This window comes from Pseudogulbenkiania ferrooxidans 2002 (genome assembly GCF_000174355.1).
GTDB lineage: Bacteria > Pseudomonadota > Gammaproteobacteria > Burkholderiales > Chromobacteriaceae > Pseudogulbenkiania > Pseudogulbenkiania ferrooxidans.
This window is the reverse complement of record NZ_ACIS01000004.1, coordinates 275,700-287,934: the sequence shown is the minus strand read 5'-3', so window position 1 is coordinate 287,934 and position 12,235 is coordinate 275,700. Positions and strand designations below refer to the sequence as shown.

Annotated in this window: 15 protein-coding genes; 13 read left to right on the top strand and 2 right to left on the bottom strand. The window is 61.0% G+C overall.

What is annotated here, in order from left to right:
* Nucleotides 1–8 precede the first annotated feature (8 nt).
* The 4 genes from FURADRAFT_RS08765 (at nt 9) to FURADRAFT_RS08750 (ending at nt 3,993) form a co-directional block, all read left to right on the top strand.
* Nucleotides 9–569 carry a chemotaxis protein CheW gene (locus FURADRAFT_RS08765; RefSeq protein WP_008953772.1) on the top strand — a complete coding sequence of 187 codons (561 nt, stop codon included), beginning with the start codon at nt 9–11 and terminating at the stop codon, nt 567–569.
* Between the two features lie 173 nt (nt 570–742).
* Nucleotides 743–1,588, top strand: coding sequence for a CheR family methyltransferase (locus FURADRAFT_RS08760; RefSeq protein WP_201441940.1), 846 nt, complete (start codon nt 743–745; stop codon nt 1,586–1,588).
* 73 nt (nt 1,589–1,661) lie between these two features.
* Nucleotides 1,662–2,762, top strand: a complete 1,101-nt coding sequence (locus FURADRAFT_RS08755) for a protein-glutamate methylesterase/protein-glutamine glutaminase (RefSeq protein WP_008953770.1) — start codon at nt 1,662–1,664, stop codon at nt 2,760–2,762.
* On the top strand, nt 2,752–3,993 hold the full coding sequence (locus FURADRAFT_RS08750; RefSeq protein WP_040652650.1) for an EAL domain-containing response regulator: 1,242 nt from the start codon (nt 2,752–2,754) through the stop codon (nt 3,991–3,993). Before FURADRAFT_RS08755 ends, FURADRAFT_RS08750 begins: the two co-directional genes overlap by 11 nt.
* Before the next feature lie 195 nt (nt 3,994–4,188).
* Here the strand turns inward: FURADRAFT_RS08750 and FURADRAFT_RS08745 are convergent, their stop codons facing one another.
* The gene (locus FURADRAFT_RS08745; protein ID WP_008953768.1) at nt 4,189–4,626 is read right to left on the bottom strand and encodes a GFA family protein; all 438 of its coding nucleotides are present in this window, start codon (nt 4,624–4,626) and stop codon (nt 4,189–4,191) included.
* 359 nt (nt 4,627–4,985) lie between these two features.
* Here FURADRAFT_RS08745 and FURADRAFT_RS08740 point away from each other — a divergent pair, with 359 nt between their 5' ends.
* Entirely contained in the window at nt 4,986–5,702 is a 717-nt protein-coding gene (locus FURADRAFT_RS08740) for a glutathione S-transferase N-terminal domain-containing protein (protein WP_040652647.1), read from the top strand.
* A 195-nt stretch (nt 5,703–5,897) separates the two neighbouring features.
* Here FURADRAFT_RS08740 and FURADRAFT_RS08735 read toward each other — a convergent pair whose 3' ends face one another.
* Nucleotides 5,898–6,581 (bottom strand): XRE family transcriptional regulator, encoded by a 684-nt coding sequence (locus FURADRAFT_RS08735; RefSeq protein WP_008953766.1) that lies wholly within the window; start codon nt 6,579–6,581, stop codon nt 5,898–5,900.
* Nucleotides 6,582–6,712: 131 nt separating this feature from the next.
* Between FURADRAFT_RS08735 and FURADRAFT_RS08730 the strand changes: the two genes are divergently transcribed.
* The 8 genes from FURADRAFT_RS08730 (at nt 6,713) to FURADRAFT_RS08695 (ending at nt 12,233) form a co-directional block, all read left to right on the top strand.
* Nucleotides 6,713–6,919, top strand: coding sequence for a DNA-binding protein (locus FURADRAFT_RS08730; protein WP_008953765.1), 207 nt, complete (start codon nt 6,713–6,715; stop codon nt 6,917–6,919).
* Between the two features lie 111 nt (nt 6,920–7,030).
* Nucleotides 7,031–9,325 carry a Mu transposase C-terminal domain-containing protein gene (locus FURADRAFT_RS08725; RefSeq protein ID WP_008953764.1) on the top strand — a complete coding sequence of 765 codons (2,295 nt, stop codon included), beginning with the start codon at nt 7,031–7,033 and terminating at the stop codon, nt 9,323–9,325.
* A gap of 218 nt (nt 9,326–9,543) precedes the next feature.
* A complete protein-coding gene (locus tag FURADRAFT_RS08720; protein ID WP_008953763.1) occupies nt 9,544–10,314 on the top strand; it encodes an AAA family ATPase in 771 nt (256 codons plus the stop codon).
* Nucleotides 10,314–10,850, top strand: coding sequence for a hypothetical protein (locus tag FURADRAFT_RS08715; protein ID WP_008953762.1), 537 nt, complete (start codon nt 10,314–10,316; stop codon nt 10,848–10,850). The genes FURADRAFT_RS08720 and FURADRAFT_RS08715 overlap by 1 nt, the downstream gene beginning before the upstream one ends.
* A complete protein-coding gene (locus FURADRAFT_RS08710) occupies nt 10,850–11,173 on the top strand; it encodes a hypothetical protein (protein ID WP_008953761.1) in 324 nt (107 codons plus the stop codon). Before FURADRAFT_RS08715 ends, FURADRAFT_RS08710 begins: the two co-directional genes overlap by 1 nt.
* Nucleotides 11,170–11,484, top strand: coding sequence for a hypothetical protein (locus FURADRAFT_RS08705; RefSeq protein WP_008953760.1), 315 nt, complete (start codon nt 11,170–11,172; stop codon nt 11,482–11,484). The genes FURADRAFT_RS08710 and FURADRAFT_RS08705 overlap by 4 nt, the downstream gene beginning before the upstream one ends.
* Nucleotides 11,484–11,819: a hypothetical protein gene (locus FURADRAFT_RS08700; protein ID WP_008953759.1), complete on the top strand. Its 336-nt coding sequence runs from the start codon at nt 11,484–11,486 to the stop codon at nt 11,817–11,819. The genes FURADRAFT_RS08705 and FURADRAFT_RS08700 overlap by 1 nt, the downstream gene beginning before the upstream one ends.
* Before the next feature lie 57 nt (nt 11,820–11,876).
* Nucleotides 11,877–12,233 (top strand): hypothetical protein, encoded by a 357-nt coding sequence (locus FURADRAFT_RS08695; protein ID WP_040652638.1) that lies wholly within the window; start codon nt 11,877–11,879, stop codon nt 12,231–12,233.
* Nucleotides 12,234–12,235 lie beyond the last annotated feature (2 nt).

Genomic DNA, 12,235 nt, shown 5'->3' with positions numbered 1-12,235 from the left:
GAGCCGTCATGGACCAGAGCACTGCGCTTGTCCGTCAGGACCCGCCGGCCACATTCGTGGCCGCCCCTGGAGTCCAACAATTCCTCACCTTCATGCTGAACGCCGAGGCATTTGCTGTTGGCATCCTCAATATCAAGGAGATCATCGAATACGGCCAGTTGACCGGCATCCCGTTGATGCCGGCCTTCATCCGCGGCGTGATCAATCTACGCGGTGCGGTGGTCCCGGTGATCGACCTATCGGCACGCTTCGGCGCAAGACCGACCGCAGTTGCACGTCGCACCTGCATCGTCATTGTCGAGATGCATCACCAGGTGGATGACAGCGAGGTCCAGCAGGATATCGGCATCCTGGTCGACAGCGTGAACGAGGTATTGGAGATACCCGCCGGCGAAATCGAACCGGCGCCGGCCTTCGGTGCCAACATCCGTGCCGATTTCATCCGCGGCATGGGCAAAGTGGCGGGCGGTTTCGTCATCATTCTCGATCTCGACCGTGTGCTGTCGATCACCGAGATGAGCCAGATTGCCACGCTCGCTCATGCCGGGACTGCACTGGCACCGCCCTGAAGCACAGCAGCGATACGGTTGGAAAGGATGGAGAGAACCCGGCAACGCCCACCGGTCGCCAGGCGTTGCCTTGTTCCCTCACGGCTAACACCAGCCAATCACACACCTTGCGTAACCTCGTCGGCGATGAGACGACGACAGCACTGTATTGAAGCCATGCCAATGAATATTGCGTGTTCTCGTTCCAGACCGAGGTGCTTATGGACAATCCCCCCCTCTCCGATCACGAGTTTGCCCTCTTCCAGCGGCTGATCCATCGCCTGGCCGGCATCAACCTGACCATCGGCAAGAAGGTGCTGCTGGCCGGTCGTCTCGCCAAACGCCTGCGCCACCACGGGCTGAGCCACTTCGACGAATACTACCGCCTGCTCGCCAGCGGCGAGCACCCGGCCGAGGTGCAGTTGATGGTCGACCTGCTAACCACCCATGAAACCTGTTTTTTCCGTGAAGCTGCTCACTTTGACTTCCTGCACGATTTCGCCGTCAGTCGGAGCGGCACAGCGTTCCGGGTATGGAGTGGCGCCTGTTCTTCCGGCGAAGAGCCTTACTCCATCGCCATGGTGCTGGCCGAAACGCTCGGCTTGTCCGCCCCCTGGGAGATCGTGGCTTCCGACATCAGCCTGCCGACACTGGAACAAGCGAAGCACGGCCACTATCCGATCGAGCGCGCCAAGAACATCCCGGATGAATTGCTGAAAACCTACTGCCTTAAAGGAGTCGGCAGCCAGACCGGAACCTTTCTGATCGGGCAGGCATTACGTGAGCGGGTTCGCTTCTGCCAGTTGAACCTGGCAGCGCTCGGCGCCAATAGCATTGGCCAGTTCGACATCATCTTCCTGCGCAATGTAATGATTTATTTCGATAGCGACACCAAGCGCAGCGTCGTGGCCAAAATGCTGCCGCATCTCAAGCGCGACGGCATGTTCATCGTCGGCCACTCCGAAACCCTGAACGGGGTGACCGACGAACTGGTTTCACTGCGCCCGACGCGGTATTGCCGGCCCGAATGCAAACGATGAAAGACTCTGTTGCGGCAGATGAAAACCAGCGCGTGACACAGCCTCCCGCAGAGGGGATGAAACGATCCACAACATGAGCCAGCACAAGACAATGAGCGAGCCAATCAAGGTAATGATCGTCGACGACTCCGCCGTGGTACGGCAAGTCGTCCGGCAGGCACTGGAACGCGAGCCAGGCATCCGTGTTATTGGAGCCGCCTCGGACCCGCTGTTCGCCCTGACGCATATGCAACGCGACTGGCCGGATGTGATCGTGCTGGACATCGAAATGCCGCGTATGGATGGCCTGACCTTTCTGAAAAAAATCATGAGCGAGCGGGCGACCCCCGTCGTGATCTGCTCGTCGCGGGCCGAAACCGGCACCGCCGCGGCGATGAATGCGCTGGCTGCCGGCGCCGTTTCGATCATCACCAAACCCAAAATGGGGGTGAAACAGTTTCTCGAAGACAGTGCCAACGACGTCATACACGCCGTCCGGGCCGCCTCTCGCGCCAATGTCAGCCGCCTGGCGTCACGCGCGCGGCCGCCATTGGCCCCCTCGCCCAAGCTATCGGCCGACGCCGTCATCAGCAGCGGGCTCGGTCGCGGGGCGAGCATGATCAGCACCACCGAACGTATCGTCGCCATCGGCACCTCCACCGGCGGCACCCAGGCACTGGAGACGGTACTGCCCCGGCTGCCTGCCACATGTCCGGGCATGGTCATCGTCCAGCACATGCCGGAGCGCTTTACCGCGATGTTTGCCGAACGCCTCAACAGCCTGTGCCAGATAGAAGTGCGCGAGGCCCGCCACGGCGACCGCGTGATGCCGGGGCGGGCCCTGATTGCCCCCGGAGGCAAGCACATGCTGCTGGCACGCAATGGCGCCCAATATACCGTTGAAATCATCGACGGACCGCTGGTTAACCGGCACCGCCCTTCGGTGGATGTCCTGTTCCGCTCATGTGCGAAGTTCGCCGGACGCAATGCCCTCGGCATGATCATGACCGGCATGGGGGATGACGGGGCACGTGGCCTCAAGGAAATGCACGAGGCCGGCGCCAGGACGATCGCCGAAGACGAATCGACCTGCGTGGTGTTTGGCATGCCCAAGGAGGCCATCGCGCTCGGCGGTGTCAGTGAGGTCGTTTCGCTGCATCGCATCGCCCCAATCATCGAACATTATGGTTACTGATATGTCACCACCGCGGGTTGAAACGGTACTGATCGTCGATGACAGCCTGGTGCAAAGGCTGCATGTGGTGGGGCTACTTCGACAGTTTGGCATACAAGGCATTCTTGAGGCCGTCGATGGCATGCAGGCACTTGAGCTGCTGGCCGGTCTCGACACGCTCCCACACCTGATCGTAGTCGACCTCGAGATGCCGGGCATGGATGGCGTCGAATTCATCCTGCAGATGATGAAGCGCAACGTCATGGCACCCCTGGTCATCTCATCGAACAGGGATCTTTCCTTGATCTGCAGCGTCGAGAATATGGCACACGCACTGGGAATACCCATCCTAGCCGCTTGGAAAAAACCGCTGACCAAGCAACACCTTGCCGAGATATTGCACCACAGTCCGGATCGGCCGCCCCCCTCCCCTTCAGCACCAGAGACCCACAAGGAGGCCTCCAGCACCGGTGCCCACGAGCTGGCTTTGGCCATCTCCCGCCATCAACTCCTGCCTTATTATCAACCTCAAATAGACCTGAAAAGCGGCACGATCACCGGTGTGGAAGTGCTGGCACGCTGGCCCCACGCTGAAAAGGGCTTCATTCCCCCGGACCACTTCATCCCACTGGCCGAAAAGCACAGGCTGATACACGACCTGACGCTGGAGATCGCGGGCCAGGCCTTTGCCCAGGCCGCCCATTGGCGACGGAGCGGAGTACACCTGACGGTTGCCGTCAACTTGTCACCTCGGTTGCTGGATTTGCCCGATTTCGTCAGCGAGGTTGACGCCTTGTTGCAGCAGTATCAGCTACCCGCAGCACAAGTGATCTGGGAGGTCACCGAAAGCTCCCTGGCTGCCGACCTTGGCATAGCACTGGCCAATCTGGCACGACTGCGCCTGAAGGGGTTTGGCCTGTCCATCGACGACTATGGCACCGGCTTTTCGTCAATGCAGCAGCTCTCGCGCATCCCCTTCACCGAACTCAAGATCGACCGCTCTTTCGTGCATCGCGCCCACCAGCGCGAGCACCTGCGGGTCATTCTGCAGTCCGCCCTGGACATGGCTCACAAGATGAGCCTGGTTACGGTGGCAGAAGGCATAGAAACGCTCGAGGACTGGAAATTGCTGCGGGAGTTTGGATGTAACCTGGCGCAGGGCTACTTTATTGCCAAGCCCATGCCCAGCGAAACTTTCACCGGCTGGGTAAAAACACAAAACACGCGACGCCATGGTCGGCGTGGCAGCTGAACCCGTATTGTCTGTCGGACCAGCCACCCCAGCCGGTTGCGCCGCGAGCGCAATTCGATGGATTTGCCTCTGGGTCTCAGGACACCAAACCGCCCTTAGCTTGATGCTGCCAGAACAGGCGACACACCCTTTCAAAGCAAGCCGAATAGAGCTCGTTCATCTTGCCAAATTCTATCCATGCCCTCCTGAGGAACATCAAGGGGAGGTCATGATGCAAACCTGCTGAAACCAGAGTCTTTTCCAGCGCCCCACCTTCTCGCTGGCGGTCAGCGCCTTCGGCGAAACCGGAATACTCTCGCCAAAGCGCACAACACCATCGATAGCCCGGCTATTTACGACAGCGAAACTCCGCCCCTCGCCTTGATCATCTTGATAATGAATGGCAACCAGCACACCACATGCCGTGCACACCAGACAATCCGCGATCCCCGCACCTTGGCGATAGCGCGTCACCATGTGTTCGTCTTGCAGACGAATGAGCAGCGAACCATCCGGGTCAGCCACATACGCCGCGCCGTGCTTATGGCAAAAATCGCAGTCGCATGCCCGCGGGCGATAGGTTTCCGGGGCATGGGGAAGCGTCATTTCGAAGTGGATATTTCCGCAATGACACCCGCCGTTCAGTCTGTGCATGACAACTCCCCCGATGCCTGAATCAAAGACAACATCCTGACAGACATCCATTCCCATGTCCCTGCCGCCCCCGACCTGCTTTGTTCCTTGCCGACGGTGGCTATTGCTCTACCCCTGAAACACCCTGCGGGCCGGTCCTCGACATGGGGATCGGCCTTCAAGAGGAGGAACTCATCATAGCCCCCACTGTCGCCGCAAAATTTTGCCTAGCCAGGAAAAATGTTCACCAATCATAGACACAATATATCGAGAGGGGCGATATGGCTGTGCCAAAGCAGACGAAAAAGCCCTCTCGGGACAAAAATCGCCCCAGTGTTTATATTGGTTACTTTGATTGCAAACAACATGCCAAGGAAACCATGACCGATCTTTCCGCCTTTCCCATCACGAAGAAGTGGCCCGCGCGCCATCCCGACCGTATCCAACTCTATTCCTTACCGACACCCAACGGCGTCAAGGTATCGATCATGCTGGAAGAAACCGGCCTGGCTTACGAGCCGCATCTCGTAAGCTTCGAAACCAACGACCAGATGTCGCCGGAGTTCCTGTCGCTCAATCCGAACAACAAGATTCCGGCAATCATCGATCCGAACGGTCCGGGTGGAAAGCCGCTGCCGCTGTTCGAATCCGGTGCGATTCTCGTCCATCTTGCCGACAAGGCGGGGAAATTCATGCCGCAGGATCCGGCGGGCCGCTACGAGACGCTGCAATGGCTGATGTTCCAGATGGGCGGCATCGGCCCAATGTTTGGACAGGTGGGGTTCTTCAACAAGTTCGCCGGCAGGGAGTACGAAGACAAGCGACCGCGCGACCGCTACATTGCCGAGTCCAGACGCTTGCTTGGCGTACTCAACCAGAGACTCGCCGACCGCAAGTGGATCATGGGAGAGGCCTACACGATTGCCGACATAGCGATCTTCCCCTGGGTGCGCAACCTGATCGGTTACTACGAGGCCGGTGAACTGGTGGGGATTGCGGATTTTCCGCATGTCACGCGCGCGTTGGATCAATTCCTCGCACGCCCGGCCGTGGCAAGAGGGCTGACCATTCCCAGCCGAAACGCAGCCCTTGTGTAAGTGTGGGGTAGTGGGAGTATTGGCATAGGGAAAGCAGAGGGAACAAGCGGGACAAACTGGGACAAAGCGGGATGAACAAAGGCTTTCAGGGGTAGCATTGCAAGAATTGCCAAAACGCGAAACGAAACCATCTAAAACAGCAAAGCCGCGACGATTCGCGGCTTTTTTGTCATCTATTGGCAAGGATTGCAAAAATCACATCTGGCGACCGAACCACACCACCTTGCCGATGATGGCCACGTCCTCGGCAGGGTTAGATAGGTCAACGTCGAACGGTGGGTAAGCCGGGTTGGCGCTGGACACCCTGATTTTCCCTGGGATGCGTTGCACCTGTTTAACTAGGAGCGCGTCATCCAGGCGAAGCACATAGATGCCTTCCACGTTGGGATCACGGCGTGAGGTATCAAGCATGATCACGTCGTGGTCCTTCAACGTTGGCTCCATGGAGTCGCCTTCCACGCTGATGATGGCTAGGTTGGCTGGCTCGGCATGCAAGTAATTGGACACCCAATAGCGGCGGAACGCCATGGAGTGCATGTAGTCCTCGTCGCTCAGCACCCGGCCGTTTCCAGCACTGGCCTGCACGCGGTAGCGCGGAATGAAGACATACTCGGACAGGTCGACCGGATGCCCCTTGACATCACTGACGCCCACCTCAGCAGCAAAAACACCCGTTTGAGCATTTTCACCAAACAAAAACCAGTTCGCATCCACACCCAAACTAGCAACAATCTTCCGCAAATTGTCGAAGCTAGGCTCCCTTTCGCCTGAAAAATAGTTCTGAAGAGAACGATACGGGATGCCCGTCTTTTCAGATAAAGCCTTGATAGACATGCCTTTTTCAGCAATTACATGCCCAAGCCTAGCGGATACACTCATCTTTACACGCTCAATCTTGCATTTTTTGTTCATTCGGGTGTAATATCGCACTCAATCGAACGCATTCAAGCGCAATCGAACGCATTCGCGCACAAGCGCAAGAGGACTTTTTACCACAAAAGGAGCAAGCCATGAGCGGTAAGCAGCTGAAGACAGCCAAGGAAATCAAGGCTGAGATGGAGGCAAAAGGCGTCAACCTCTCTGACTGGGCACGTCGTCATGACCTGGACCCGCGTGTAGTCCTTGACGTGTTGAGCGGCCGCCGCAAGGGGAGAAATGGGGAAGCACACAAAGCAGCAGTGCTTCTTGGCTTGAAGGATGGTGTTGTCGAAGAGTGATTGCCAACCCGCAACGACAAGGTTGGCAATCAGGTTGGCAATGCGTCAGAGGTTTGCCGACCACTGTAAGGCCATTGAATTTCAATGGGTAACACAAAGGACAAACGGCAAATGGGCACATCGAGCATGACTGTAGGTCGGCAAGAAAATCCTGCCGAACTCACCGAAGAGGATCAGCAAGGTTGGCACTCTCCCGACAAACAATGGCTGACCCTGGAACAGGTTGCAGAGCTGACAGGCTTGGCAGATCGGACAGTCCGCCACAATTGCAAGCAAGGCAAATACCAAACCAAGCTGGTCAAGGCCAACGGCGGCGAACAGTACCGCATCCTCGCGTCCAGCCTGCCGGAAGCAGCTTACCAGAAGTGGTGCCAGGAACAGCTGGCCCGCATCGGCTACCAGACGGCCAGCCGGATGCCTGCCCTGCGGCCCGAGAACCAGGCCGACATGTGGAGCACCGACAAACAGCGCCTGACTGCGGATGCCCGCAAGGGAGTCGCCGCCTTGGTCGAGCGCACCATGGCCATGACGGGACTGACCCAGCAGGCGGCTATCGCCTCGACCCTGGAGCAGGCAGCCAAGGGCCAGCTCGACACGCACACCATGAAGCTGTTGTCGTGCGCCCGCGATCCGCGCGGCAAGGCCGGCCTGCAGGTGGATGGTTACCTGCTGCCCTCGCCCCGCTCGCTGCTGCGCATCTTGTCCCAGGTAAGGCAAGAGGTACTGACAGGCGACCACTCGCCCTTAATTCCCAAAGTGCCTCAACCTAGCAGGCAGATACCGGCGTGGGCAAAAGCCTTCTTGGCAGCGTACCAGGTGCCGGCCAAGCCCAGCGTGGCGGCGGCTTACGAGGTGTTCAAGCGGGACTGGCTGGAGCACCACCCCATCGGCACCCTGCCCTCGGTGCACCAGGTGCGTCGCTTTCTGGACAAGCTGGGCAAGGTGGACAAGGAAACCGGCCGCAAGCTGCCGCGTGAGCTGAAAGCGATGAAAGCCTTCGTGCGGCGCGATACCAGCAAGCTGTGCCCCACCGACGTGTACAGCATCGATGGCCACACCTTCGATGCAGAGGTGGAGCACCCCTTCCACGGTCGGCCTTTCCGGCCGGAGATCACCACGGTGATCGACGTGGCGACACGGATGGTGGTGGGGATCAGCGCCGGACTGAAGGAAGGCTGGATGAGCGTGCTGTCGGCCCTGCGCCACGGGGTGACGGTGCACGGCATCCCGGCGGTGGTGTACGTGGACAACGGTTCGGGCTACCAGAACGCCATGATGAAGAACGAGATCACCGGCTTCATGGGTCGCCTGGGCATCACGGTGACGCACTCGATTGCCTACAACTCGCAGGCTCGCGGGGTGATCGAACGGGTGCAAAAGACGTTGTGGGTGGACGGCCTGGCCAAGCGCATGCCGACCTACATGGGCGCGGACATGGATCGCGAGGCGCGCCAGGTGGTGCACAAACTCACCCGGCAGGAGGTGAAGAAGCGCGGCGAGGCCATGACCAAGCTGTTGCCGACCTGGAACCAGTTTTGGGCAATGTCGCTGGAGGAAGTGGACGGCTACAACCGCCGCCCGCACCGCAGCCTGCCCAAGGTGAAGGATGCGCAGACCGGCAAGTCGCGCCACATGACGCCGCTGGAGGCGTGGCAGCGGGCGCAGGCCGATGGTTTCGAGGCGGTCACGGTGAGCAAGGACGAGGCCACGCTGCTGTTCATGCCGGAGGAAATCCGCGTGACGATGCGCGGCGAGCTGTCGCTGTTCAGCAATCGCTATTTCGCGCCGGAGCTGGAGCCCTATACCGGCGAGCGGGTACGGGTGGCCTTCGACCCTTACGACGCCGAGCGGGTGATCGTCAAAACGATGGAAGGCCGGGTGATTTGCGCGGCGCTGTTCGAGGCCAACAAGCGGGATTACTTCCCGACCTCGTTCGTCGAGCAGGCCGCCCGCAAGCGAGCCCAGGCCCGCGCCGATCGCCTGCAGAACCAGCTGGAGGAGGTACAGGCCGAACTGACCGCCGGTCGCGCCCTGGGCTTCATGCCGGGCGAGACGCTGCCGATGGACATCCCCTCCAGCGGCCGGGTGATCGACATGCTGGAGGTGGTGAACGAGGAGCCGGAAACCCCGGCCCTGCAGGTGGCAGAAGAGCCGATGCAGTTAGCGGGTCGCAAGACCTGCCTGCCCACGGATGTGCTGATCGACAACGATCACGACCAGTACGTGTACCTGATCCAGCACGCCAGGGAGTGGACGGAACACGATGCCACCTGGCTGCTGGAATACGTGGCCGGCGACGGCTACGAGGACTTGGCCGAGCGCTACGCCTTCTTCGGTCAGGGCTGGAATCAGGAACTGGAACACACCGCCCTAGCGGTAGTGAAACAACAACGCAAGACGGGTTAAACGATGAACCGGAACAGGAAAGGGGTGGCCATGTAAGCGCCGACGGCAGTACCCCGAACGGGGAAAAAACGAAGGGCCACGTACGCGGCCCTCGGGAGAATCTTTTTTGGCAGACAGCGCGCCAACGCTGTTCGCCAGGGGTTCGGCTTATTCAACCACCACTGCTCCACTCGTGAATTGGGTACCGAGAGCAGCGGATTATTGGGGGTCATTCTGACATGCGAAAGCAGTTTGTCAAGACGACGAATTACCTGGCGTTCCAGAACGCCATCAAGGCGGTAGAGGCGCGTGGTGCGGCCGAGGCCAGCATGTTGCTGGTCACCGGCGAGGCCGGCTACGGCAAGAGTCACACCGTGGGCAGCTGGGCCGAGCAGACCGGTTCCATCTACCTGCGCGCCAATCAGGACTGGACGCCGCACTATTTCATGACCGAATTGGCCAAGGAACTGCGCGTCGACACGCGCGGTTCGGGCGAGAAGCTGTTCAACCGGCTGATCGCCGCCATGATCAACCCCGGCGCCGAGCCGACGCCGCTGGTGATCGACGAGGCCGACCACACGCTGACGCACAGCGCCGCCGTCCTGGAAAAAATCCGCGACTTCTCGGACCGGCTGGAGATGATCGTGGTGTTGGTGGGCATGGAGCAAATCCAGGCCAAGGTGGCACGCCACGCCCAGCTGTCCTCGCGCATCGCCCGCGTGGTGCCGTTTGGCCCGGCGTCGCTGGAGGACGTGCGGCTGACCTGCGCCCAGCTGGCCGAGGTGACCATCAACGACGATCTGGTGATGGAAATCCACCGTCAGGCCGGTGGCCGCATGCGCGAGGTGATGAACGCCATCGCCCTGGTCGAGGGCATGGCCTTGCGCAACCAGCGCGCCAGCATTGGCTTGGTCGACATCGCCGGCAAGCCGCTGGTGCACGACTGGCGCGGCCGCAAGACCGCCAAGACCCCTGCCCCGCGCAGCGGCCAGTTCAGCGGGGGCCTGTGATGCACCTGAGAACCCCCGTGCTCAAGACGCTGGCACTCAAGGGCCGCATGAGCATCCAGGAACTGGCCACGGCCACCGGGCTGACGCTCAACGAGGTCCGCTCCGCCTGCCGAACCATGGTGCCGAAGAAGCTGATCATCCGCGAGGCGCCGGGCGTCTACCGCATCGGCTACCACGGCCAGAAAGCGCTGAAGGACAACGCGCCGGTGCGCCGCAGCACGCTGGAGCCCAAGGCCTGGCGCTCGATGCGCAACCTGCGCGTGTTCAGCGTGGAGGACATCCAAGGCCGCATCGACACCGGCGAGGGCCAGCGCACCCAAGCCACGATCCGGGGCTACATCAACGCGCTGGAACGCGCCGGCTACGTGGTACCGATGGCGCGCCGCGCCGGCCCGGACGGCGTGATGCAGGACCGCTGGATGCTGGTAAACAACACCGGCTTCGAAGCTCCGGTATGGCGCCGCAGCCGCTATGAGATGTACGACCCGAACACCCGCAAGACCGTATCCATTGCACATCAGAAGGAGGCCGCTTGATGAAGAGCTGGCAAGAACTGCTCAAGGCCGCCATCGAGCGCAGCAGCATCGCCAAGGTTGCCGGGGAGCTGGGCTACTCGCGCACCACCATTTCCCTGGTGAACGCCGGCAAGTACCCCGGCGACACCCGCCATGTGGAACGCCGCATTTACGAGCTGTACAGCCGTATCGCCTGCCCGTTCACCGGCAACGAGATTTCGTCGCAGCAGTGCGCCGAGCGTTCCAGCGGCTCCGCGCCCACCAGCAACCCGCGCGCCCTGAAGCACTGGAGCTTCTGCCAGCAGTGCCCGAAGCGCCCCGAGGACAAGGAGCAAGAACAATGACCGCCGTGAATACCGTAGCGAGCAACGTCAAAGTGAACGGGTTCTTCCTGGTGGGCGCCGCCCGCCTGATGGAAGCGCTGGAATGGCTGGACGGCAAGGGTTACGCCCTGGTCGAGGTGCGCCACAACGCAGCCTGCCCGAGCAGCCCCACCGTGGTGATCCAGAGCGAGCCGAGCCTGGCCAAGCTGGTGGCCAAGGGCAAGGCGGCTTATTTCGGCATGGGCCGCGACACCCACACCGGCGCCTACCGCGAGGGCCAGTTCAAAACGCCCAATGGCGTGCGCGTGGTCTGGCTGGAAAGGGGGCGCTGATGGGACGCATCGTCGACCAAGTGCGCGACGTGGTGGACGGGCTGGCCGAGTTCTCGGCCCCGGCACTGCGCCAGCGGCTGGAGGGGGTGAGTGGCCGCCAGATCGCCCATGCCTTGGGCTACCTGCTGCAGCTGGGCGAAATCCGCGTGCTGCGGGTAACGCCCGCCCGAGCTGGCCACGGCGCCTTCAACGTCTATGCCAAAGCGGCCGCGTTCCGGGCGGTACCGCGCAAGGTGGGCCGCCGGGCCGAGGCCGACCAGGCCACGCCGTCCAGCACGGCGGCCGCGCTGGCCTTGTCGCAGGCGCTGCACCACTTGGGCCGGAGGGTGGCATGAAGGTGAAATGCCCCGCCTGCGGCGCGGTGGCCGGATTGTGTGGACGGAGTTTGGGCATTGAGTACCCCGGAACTTGACGACGCCACCAAGGCACGATTGGCCGAAGAGGTGGAGCGGCTGGTGCGGATGGGTGAGGACCGGAAAAAGGCCAGGCGCATCGTGTGGGAGGACTACCTGGACGAGTTGGCGGCCTACGCCGCCCCGGCAACGGCCCAGCCAGAGCCCAGCCCGCCGGATATCCCGGTACCGGAACCTCCGCCAGATGTAGCAGTACCAGTGACAAAACCGGTGCAAATGCCATCACGACAGCGCTTCTGGCGCGCGTCTGATGAGGTACCTATGACGCCGGAGCAGCTGCAGAGAAACCGGGCCGAACTGGCAAGGATTAAGCAACTCGTTGGATTGAGGAAATAGAA

What these genes read in the sequence shown, in the direction of transcription:
- FURADRAFT_RS08725 (WP_008953764.1), top strand. Translation starts at nt 7,031, where the DNA reads ATGGGCACATCGAGCATGACTGTAGGTCGGCAAGAAAATCCTGCCGAA.
- FURADRAFT_RS08715 (WP_008953762.1), top strand. Translation starts at nt 10,314, where the DNA reads ATGCACCTGAGAACCCCCGTGCTCAAGACGCTGGCACTCAAGGGCCGC.
- FURADRAFT_RS08700 (WP_008953759.1), top strand. Translation starts at nt 11,484, where the DNA reads ATGGGACGCATCGTCGACCAAGTGCGCGACGTGGTGGACGGGCTGGCC.
- FURADRAFT_RS08705 (WP_008953760.1), top strand. Translation starts at nt 11,170, where the DNA reads ATGACCGCCGTGAATACCGTAGCGAGCAACGTCAAAGTGAACGGGTTC.
- FURADRAFT_RS08765 (WP_008953772.1), top strand. Translation starts at nt 9, where the DNA reads ATGGACCAGAGCACTGCGCTTGTCCGTCAGGACCCGCCGGCCACATTC.
- FURADRAFT_RS08710 (WP_008953761.1), top strand. Translation starts at nt 10,850, where the DNA reads ATGAAGAGCTGGCAAGAACTGCTCAAGGCCGCCATCGAGCGCAGCAGC.
- FURADRAFT_RS08755 (WP_008953770.1), top strand. Translation starts at nt 1,662, where the DNA reads ATGAGCCAGCACAAGACAATGAGCGAGCCAATCAAGGTAATGATCGTC.
- FURADRAFT_RS08720 (WP_008953763.1), top strand. Translation starts at nt 9,544, where the DNA reads ATGCGAAAGCAGTTTGTCAAGACGACGAATTACCTGGCGTTCCAGAAC.
- FURADRAFT_RS08745 (WP_008953768.1), bottom strand. Translation starts at nt 4,626, where the DNA reads ATGCACAGACTGAACGGCGGGTGTCATTGCGGAAATATCCACTTCGAA.
- FURADRAFT_RS08730 (WP_008953765.1), top strand. Translation starts at nt 6,713, where the DNA reads ATGAGCGGTAAGCAGCTGAAGACAGCCAAGGAAATCAAGGCTGAGATG.
- FURADRAFT_RS08750 (WP_040652650.1), top strand. Translation starts at nt 2,752, where the DNA reads ATGGTTACTGATATGTCACCACCGCGGGTTGAAACGGTACTGATCGTC.
- FURADRAFT_RS08735 (WP_008953766.1), bottom strand. Translation starts at nt 6,581, where the DNA reads ATGAGTGTATCCGCTAGGCTTGGGCATGTAATTGCTGAAAAAGGCATG.
- FURADRAFT_RS08740 (WP_040652647.1), top strand. Translation starts at nt 4,986, where the DNA reads ATGACCGATCTTTCCGCCTTTCCCATCACGAAGAAGTGGCCCGCGCGC.